The 1,291-nt window shown below is 60.7% G+C and carries 1 protein-coding gene and 1 pseudogene; both read left to right on the top strand.

The genetic code is table 11. The features are described 5' to 3' along the window. On the top strand, positions 1-1,111 hold a 1,111-nt coding region (repC, locus tag E5W70_RS32405), incomplete at its 5' end, for a plasmid replication protein RepC (RefSeq protein WP_292665432.1). Positions 1,112-1,199: 88 nt separating this feature from the next. Further along, a pseudogene (locus E5W70_RS33290) lies at positions 1,200-1,291 on the top strand (antitoxin); the annotation flags it as partial.

Here is a 1,291-nt window from a genome sequence, read left to right as displayed (position 1 = left end):
GGCCGCCGTCGAGAAATGGCAGGTCTATCGCTGGCTGTGCGAGGGCAAGAGCATCGTCGGCATCGGCGACCGCGCCCTGGCCGTCCTGAATGCATTACTATCATTCTATCCAGACAGCGAGCTGAGTGAGGAAAACGGCCTCATCGTGTTTCCCTCGAACGCACAGCTGTCTCTCAGGGCGCACGGCATGCCCGATTCCACCTTGCGGAGGAACCTGGCGGAACTGGTGGATTGCGGTCTAGTCATCCGTCGGGACAGCCCGAACGGCAAGCGTTATGCACGCAAGGGCAGGGGTGGGGAGATCGAGGAAGCATTTGGCTTCTCGCTGGCGCCGCTGCTAGCCCGTGCTCAAGAGTTCGAGGCGGCGGCCGAGCGTGTTCGCGCTGACAACAGGGCACTCAGGCTTATGAGGGAACGCATTACGCTGCACCGCCGGGATATCCAGAAGCTGGTCGAAGCGGCCGTTGAGGAAGACGTGCCGGGCGACTGGGGAGGCCTGTGGAAGCGTTTCCGCGCCGTTGTGGAGGCAATTCCGCGCCGAGCCCGCATTGCCGAGCTTGAACCTATCGTGGCAGATCTGGCCGCGTTGCGTGATGACGTGGATAAGCTGCTGGAAATCCATATGGAATCTACGACTCCAAGCGGCAATGAGTCCCAAAGCGAGCGGCAGCAATCTGATTCAAACACCGACTCTATTTTTGAATTTGAACCTGCTTTAGAAAAAAGCGGGGCGGCGGCCGAGCCACTAACGAGGACCGCAGAGCCCCCGAAAACCTATCCGCTGGGGATGGTGCTGAAGGCCTGCCCCGAAATCGCGGACTACGCCGTCGACGGAATCGGCAACTGGCGCGATTTCATGATAACCGCCGCCCAGGTGCGGGGATATCTGGGCGTTTCGCCGTCGGCGTATGAGCATGCCTGCCATGTCATGGGTCAGGAGACCGCCGCGGTGGTGATTGCCTGCATCCTGCAGCGGGCACAGCACATCGAGTCAGCCGGCGGCTATCTGCGCGTTCTCACCGAGAAGGCGAGGGCAGGGCAGTTTTCGGTCGGGCCGATGCTGATGGCGGCAGTGCGAGCGAACGGCGCGACGGCAAAGATGACAGGGTAACTGTTGGCGGATCGGTGCGGGCTGATGATGGGGCTTGTATGGCGCATCATGTGAGGCTATATTTTGTCTCACATGGATGGAGATTGTAATGCTAGCGTTCGGAAATGTCGCCGACGTGTTGGGGTTGCCCGTTAAAGAGGTGGCGGCGCGGTCGCCTTTCGGGCTGATCTCCCGGATCGA

This window comes from Mesorhizobium sp. (genome assembly GCF_005063415.1).
In the GTDB taxonomy this organism is placed as follows: domain Bacteria; phylum Pseudomonadota; class Alphaproteobacteria; order Rhizobiales; family Rhizobiaceae; genus Mesorhizobium.
Note: the sequence above shows the minus strand (reverse complement) of the source record. Positions and strands in the feature narration are given on the sequence as shown.